This window comes from Microbacterium sp., from assembly GCF_036566905.1.
Taxonomy (GTDB): domain Bacteria; phylum Actinomycetota; class Actinomycetes; order Actinomycetales; family Microbacteriaceae; genus Microbacterium.
The window spans coordinates 1-6929 of record NZ_DATCVK010000223.1; the positions used below are offsets into that span (position 1 = coordinate 1).

At 69.6% G+C, this 6929-nt stretch carries 4 protein-coding genes and 1 pseudogene; all 5 read right to left on the reverse strand.

Annotated elements, in window-relative coordinates; genetic code table 11:
• Positions 1-832 (reverse strand): annotated as a pseudogene (locus VIP82_RS19985) (FtsK/SpoIIIE domain-containing protein); the annotation flags it as partial.
• A 66-nt stretch (positions 833-898) separates the two neighbouring features.
• The gene (locus VIP82_RS19990; RefSeq protein ID WP_331911856.1) at positions 899-1723 is read right to left on the reverse strand and encodes a PP2C family protein-serine/threonine phosphatase; all 825 of its coding nucleotides are present in this window, start codon (positions 1721-1723) and stop codon (positions 899-901) included.
• A gap of 62 nt (positions 1724-1785) precedes the next feature.
• Positions 1786-3837, reverse strand: a complete 2052-nt coding sequence (locus tag VIP82_RS19995) for an ABC transporter ATP-binding protein (protein WP_331911858.1) — start codon at positions 3835-3837, stop codon at positions 1786-1788.
• Positions 3834-5567 carry an ABC transporter ATP-binding protein gene (locus tag VIP82_RS20000; protein ID WP_331911860.1) on the reverse strand — a complete coding sequence of 578 codons (1734 nt, stop codon included), beginning with the start codon at positions 5565-5567 and terminating at the stop codon, positions 3834-3836. The genes VIP82_RS19995 and VIP82_RS20000 overlap by 4 nt, the downstream gene beginning before the upstream one ends.
• Before the next feature lie 138 nt (positions 5568-5705).
• Entirely contained in the window at positions 5706-6689 is a 984-nt protein-coding gene (locus tag VIP82_RS20005) for an aldo/keto reductase (protein WP_331911862.1), read from the reverse strand.
• Between the last annotated feature and the right edge of the window lie 240 nt (positions 6690-6929).

The window sequence follows — 6929 nt, forward strand, 5'->3', positions numbered from 1 at the left end:
CGGGCGACGCGACGGTGAGCACGGCCCGGCACCGCGGCGGCAGCGGCTCACCGGGGCGGCATCTGGCGATCACGACGTCCGCATCGGCCGGCGCCAGTTCGCCGGGAGCGATCGCCGCGACCGCCCGTCCGCTCCGCGCGCCGCGATGCGGCAGCGCTTCCATCCAGTCGAGACCTTCGCCGAGCGCGCCCACGATGCGCAGATCGCCGGGAGCCAGCATCAGGCACAGCTGCAGCACCAGCGACCGCTGCACCGCGGCCGCGATCGCGTCGCCTCCGACGACAGCGATCCCGGCGTCGAGGGGAAGCGTGAGAGGCGCCCCGGCGACCCGGGCCGCACGGCGACGCAGCTCCGCGGCATCCGGGTCCCCGTCGCCACCGGTCACGCGCACGACGCTTGCGCGCTCACCCGCGCCGACCACGATCGACTCGGCACGAGCGCTCCGCCAGATGTCGTCGCGCGCAGCCAGGCGGGCGACGTCGGGATGCCGACCCCACAGCTGCGCGCGCTCATGCGTATGGCGTGCGGCGACTGCCGATGCGACATCGTCACGGGCACGGGCGGCGTCAGCCGCGGCACGCCTGCCGTCCTTCCGCGCTGCCCGGCGCGCATCGAGCACGGTCGCCGCCGCGATGACCGGCCCGAGCAGCGCGAACCACAGCGTGAACACCGAGCCGGTGACCAGCCAGAGCGCCACGGCGCCGATGACCGGAACCACCGCCGCCGCGACGGGCAGCGGCGCGCGCGCCGGCGGACGCCACGCGGCGGGAAGGGTCAGCGGCTCGTCGTGGAGGAGGCCCGCATCCAGCGGCGGGAGAGCGGTCGAGCGCATGGGCTCAGTCCATCGCGCACGCGGCCGCCGTGGACGGCATGGACGGGGATCTGTGGATCCCCTCGCTCACTCCTCGATTGGGGAGGAGTCGTCAGCCGGCGATCCCTCGTCCGAGGACGCCTCCGCAGGATGACCGACGTCGAGCACGATCACCGTGATGTTGTCGCGCCCGCCGTTCTCGAGTGCGGCCTCGAGCATCGCGGATGCCGCGTCGGCGGGGTCAGCGTTCTCGTCCAGGAAGTGACGGATGCCGTAGTCGGTCAGCTCTTTGGTCAACCCGTCCGAGCAGATGACGAAGCGATCGCCCTCCGCCACGTCGAGCCGGACGTAGTCGGGCGTGACCCCCTCGCTCGGGCCGACGGCTCGCGTGATGACGTTGCCGTAGGGGTGGTTCTCCGCCTCTTCGGGACTGAGGCGGCCCGCGGCGACGAGCTCCTGCACGACGGAGTGGTCGGTCGTGATCTGCACGATCGCGCCGTCGCGCAGCAGGTACACCCGCGAGTCGCCGATGTTGAGCGTCACCCAGTGCGCCGCTTCCCCCGTCGTGTCGAGGAACACGCCGGTCACCGTGGTGCCGGTGCCGTCGTCTGTGGCCTCGGGGTGCGACGCGATGTCTTTGACCGCGCGCACCAGCGCCTTCTCGATCGTCTTCGTCGACACATGGCCGCTGTCGGCGACCGCGCGAAGGCGTTCGATGGTGCTCGCACTCGCGATCTCACCGCCGACGTGTCCGCCCATGCCGTCCGCGACGACGAAGAGCGGATACGAGGCGAACATGGCGTCCTGGTTCACCTCGCGTCGGCGACCGGTGTCGGTCACCGCCGCCCACGAGAGCTCCAGCACGCCGCCGGGCACCGGGACGGCGAGAGACTCGGTGGAAACCTCCGGCACGCCGTGTCCTCCCCGTCCGATGCACGGAGACCCTGCGCCCCGCGTCCTCACATACTAGTGGGTTACTCCACGGCGTCCTCGGACTCAGCGAGCGCTTCGACGACGATCTGCGCCGTGGTCGGCGGGGCTGCCAGCGGCACGGTCGCCACCGACACCACGTCCTCGTCCTCGGCCGCGCCCTCGAACTGGGCGTTGTACAGCCGCCAGTAGGCGCCCTTCAGCGCCAGCAGCTCGTTGTGGGAACCCTGCTCGACGATCGCGCCGTTCTCCATCACGAGGATGAGGTCGGCATCCCGGATCGTGGACAGCCTGTGGGCGATGACGAAGGCCGTGCGGTCCTCGCGGAGTCGCGACATCGCACGCTGGATCAGCAGCTCGGTGCGGGTGTCGACGGATGAGGTCGCCTCATCGAGGATGAGGATGCGGGGATCGGCCAGGAAAGCGCGCGCGATGGTGATGAGCTGCCGCTCCCCCACGCTCAGGCTCGTCGCCTCGTCGTCGAGCAGCGTGTCGTAGCCGTCGGGCAGCGCGTGCACGAAGCGGTCGACGTAGGCGGCCGTCGCCGCGGCGACGATCTCCTCCTCCGAGGCCTCGGGGCGTCCGTAGGCGATGTTCTCGCGGATGGTGCCCGAGAACAGCCATGTGTCCTGCAGCACCATGCCGGTCCGCGCACGCAGGTCGTCGCGCGTCATGTGCCGGGTGTCGACGCCGTCGAGCGTGATGGATCCCGAGTCGACGTCGTAGAAGCGCATGATGAGGTTCACGAGCGTCGTCTTGCCGGCACCGGTGGGGCCGACGATCGCGACGGTGCTTCCTGGCCGTGCGGCGAGCGTCAGGCCGTCGATGAGCGGCTTGTCGGCGACGTAGCGGAACGAGACGTCCTCGAACTCGAGGTGGCTGGCTTGCCCGGGTGCCGTCTCGGCGGGGTCGTCATCGGGCGTCTGCTCTTCTTCGTCGAGCAGTTCGAACACCCGCTCCGCGCTCGCGACGCCGGACTGCAGCAGGTTCGCCATGGAGCCGAGCTGGCTGAGCGGCTGCGTGAACTGGCGCGAGTACTGGATGAACGCCTGGACGTCGCCGATCGACAGCAGTCCCGCGGCCACCTGCAGGCCGCCGACGACCGCGATCGCGACGTACACGAGGTTGCCGATGAACATCATGGCGGGCATGATCACGCCCGACAGGAACTGCGCGCCGAAGCTGTTGCGGTACAGCTCCTCGTTCTCGGTCCGGAAGTCGGTCTCGACCTCTTTCTGGTGACCGAACACCTTCACGATCGAGTGGCCCGAGAACGTCTCCTCGACGCGGGCGTTGAGCACGCCGGTCGTCTTCCACTGCTGCACGAAGAGCTTCTGCGAGCGTCGGGCGACGAGCACCGTGATGAGGATCGTCAACGGGATCGTGACCAGGGCGATGACGGCCAGCAGGGGCGAGATGATGAACATCATCGTCAGCACGCCGATCACGGTCAGCAGCGAGATGACGACCTGCGACAGCGTCTGCTGCATCGTCTGCCCGATGTTGTCGACGTCGTTCGTCACCCGGCTGAGCAGCTCTCCGCGCTGCACGCGGTCGAAGTACGACAGCGGCAGACGCTGCACCTTGTCTTCGACCTGCAGGCGCAGGCGATGCATCGAGCGCTGCACCACCCCGTTGAGGATGCGCGCCTGGAGCCATCCGAAGATGCTCGAGAAGACGTAGACGGCGAGCACGAGCGCGAGGATGCGCGCCAGCTGATCGAAGTCGACGCCGGCGCCCGGGACGAAGTCCATCGCGGCGATCATGTTCGCCTGGTCTTGGTTGCCCGAGGCGGCGAGCTGATCGACCACCTGCTGCTGGGTCGTGCCTGCCGGCACCTGGAGCGAGATGAAGCCGGCGAAGACGACGTTCGTGCCCTCGCCGAGCAGCTTCGGGCCGATCACCGAGAGGGTGACCGACAGGATGCTGAACACGAGCACCACGATGAGCCGCGGCATCTCCGAGCGCAGCGTGCCGAGAAGGCGCTTGGCGCTCGGACCGAAGTTGTTCGCCTTCGCCGCCGGGACGCCGGCGCCGCCGAAGGGACCTCCGCGCGGCCCGACGGGAGCCGGCCGGGAGCTCTGCGAGCCGCTCATGCTGCCGCCTCCGCCGCGAGCTGGGATTCCACGATCTCGCGATACGTCTCGCACGTCTCGACGAGGTCGTCGTGCCGGCCGACGCCGACGATGCGTCCGTGGTCGAGCACGACGATCTGATCGGCGTGCTGGATCGTCGACACGCGCTGCGCGACGACCAGCCTGGTCGCATCGGGCAGGTGCGTGTCGAGAGCGCGCCGGAGCTCGGCATCCGTCCGCAGATCCAGCGCCGAGAACGAGTCGTCGAAGATGTACGCCTCCGGTCGTTTCACGAGGGCTCGCGCTATCGCGAGCCGCTGCCGCTGCCCGCCGGAGACGTTCGTGCCCCCCTGCGCGATCTGCGCCTCGAGGCCGTCGGGCATCTCCCGGACGAAGTCGGCCGCCTGGGCGAGCTCGAGCGCGTTCCACAGCTGCTCGTCGGTCGCGTCGTGGTCGCCGTAGCGGAGGTTCGAAGCGATGGTGCCCGAGAACAGGAAGGCACGCTGCGGCACGAGTCCGACGCGCGTCCACAGTTCGTCGGGGTCGTAGTCGCGCACGTCGACGCCGTCGATGCGGACGCTTCCGGCCGTGACGTCGAACAGGCGCGGTACGAGGCTGATGAGGGTCGTCTTGCCCGAGCCGGTCGAGCCGATGACCGCCGTCGTCGTGCCCGGCTCGATCGTGAACGTCAGATCGTGCAGCACCGCCTCTTCGGCGCCCGGGTAGGCGAAGTCGACGTGGTCGAACTCGATCCGCCCTTCAGGGGCGGGAGCGGATGCCGCCACCGCCGGTGCAGATACCGAGGGCTCGGCCTCGAGCACCTCGCCGATGCGGTTCGCGCAGACAGCGGCACGCGGGATCATGACGAACATGAAGGTCGCCATCATGACGCCCATGAGGATCTGCATCAGGTAGGTGAGGAAGGCGAACAGCGTGCCGATCTGCACGCCGTTGTTCTGCACCTGGAAGGCGCCGAACCAGATGACCGCCACACTCGAGAGGTTCATGACCAGCATGACGGCGGGGAACATCAGAGCCATCAGGTTGCCGGCGCGCAGCGCCGTGTCCTTGACGTCGTCGCTGGCGCGCTCGAAGCGCGCGCGCTCCTGACGCTCGCGCACGAACGCGCGCACCACGCGGATGCCGCTGAGCTGCTCGCGCATGATCTGGTTCACGCGGTCGATCCGCTTCTGCATCTGGGTGAACGCGGGCACCATGCGCCACACGATCAGTCCGACGATGATGAGCAGCACCGGGATCGCCACCGCCATCAGCCACGACAGGCCGACGTCCTGGCTGACCGCCAGGATCACGCCGCCGATCGCCAGCATCGGCGCGGAGATCATCAGCGTCGCCGACACCTGCACCAGCATCTGCACCTGCTGCACGTCGTTGGTGTTGCGGGTGATGAGGGACGGCGCACCGAACTGCCCCACCTCGCGCTGCGAGAACGCGACGACGCGATGGAAGAGATCGCCGCGCAGATCGCGGCCCATGCCCATCGCCAGTCGCGAGCCGAAGTACACGGCGATGATCGCGCACACGACCTGCACCAGGCTGACGATCAGCATGAAACCGCCGGTCGACCAGATGTAGGGGATGTCGCCGGTCACGACGCCGTTGTCGATGATGTCGGCGTTGAGCGTCGGCAGCCACAGCGACGCGATCGACTGCGCCAGCTGGAACACGACGACGGCCACGATGAGCGGCCATGCCGGGCTGAGATACCGAACCAGGAGCTTCCCGAGCACGACGGTCCTTTCGGCGCACGGAACCCGTCCGCTCCCGCGGACCGCGCACGAGAAGTGACGCTACGCCTGGGTCCGCCGCGGCGACAAGCCGTGGCGTACGCCGTGGGCGAACTCGCCCCGGGGCGTGTGCGACAGCCCTCAGGCCGCGGTCTCCGGCGGCGGGAACAGGCCGTCGATCGTCGCGAGATCGGCTGCCGACGGCGTCCATGCCGACGCCGCTGCCGCGTTCGCCCAGACCTGCTCGGGTGTCGTCGCACCGGCGATGACGCTCGAGAGCGCGGGGTGCGTCAGCAGCCATCCGAAGGTCGCCTCGAGCATGGTGATGCCGCGCTCGTCGCAGAACTCCTGGTAGGCCTCGAGGGCGTCCCACGGCGCGTCGTCGTAGATGTGCCGGCGCTGGCGGATGATGCGCGTGTCAGCCGGCGCCGCATCCCGCGTGAACTTGCCGGTGAGCAGCCCGTTGTGCAGCGGGAAGTACGGGAAGAAGCCCAGACGGTAGCGCTCGACGGCCCGCAGCACGTTTCGCTCGGCGTCGCGCGAGAGCAGGCTGTACTGGTTCTGCGACGAGACGAACGGCACACCGTGGCGCATGAGAGCGGTGAAGTGCGCCTCGGCGATCTGCCACCCCGAGAAGTTCGAGTGCCCGATGTAGCGCACCTTCCCCTCGCGCACCAGGTCGGCGAGAGCGTCGAGCGTCTCTTCGATGGGCGTGTCGTTGTCGGGCACATGCAGCTGGTACAGGTCGATCCAGTCCGTCTGGAGGCGGGTGAGGGATGCCTCGACCGCGCGTCGCACGTACGACCGCGAGCCTTTGGCACCCGACGGCGGGTACCCCATGTCGCGGCCGGGGTGCCCGAACTTGGTGGCCAGCGTCACCTGATCGCGACGGCCGCGGAGCGCCTCGCCCATGAGCGTCTCGGACTGACCCGGATCGCCGCCGTACATGTCGGCCGTGTCGAGGAACGTCACGCCGGCGTCGATCGCGGCATCCAGCACCGCGCGCGTGCCCTCGAGGGTCTCGGTGCGCGTGCCTTCGCGGCCGAAGTTGTTGCAGCCGAGTCCGACGGCGGAGACGAGGAGGCCGGACGCGCCGACGCGGCGGAGGGGAACAGTCGAGGTCATGCATCCACGTTATCCCCGCTCACGGATGGTGCTGAGACGGCGTCGTGGGCCGCGAGCGCCGGAGGCCATTGCGCTCGCGAGATGCGCGGCAGCGCCCCACGCGCACGACAGCCCCTCACCTTGCGGTGGGGGGCTGTCGGCAGTGCTTACGGCTTCGGGGCCTCCGGTGCGGGCGGCTCGGTCGCCGGCGGCGGCGTCACCGGAGGCTCGGCAGCGGCGGGCGGCGCGGCCGGCGGCGTC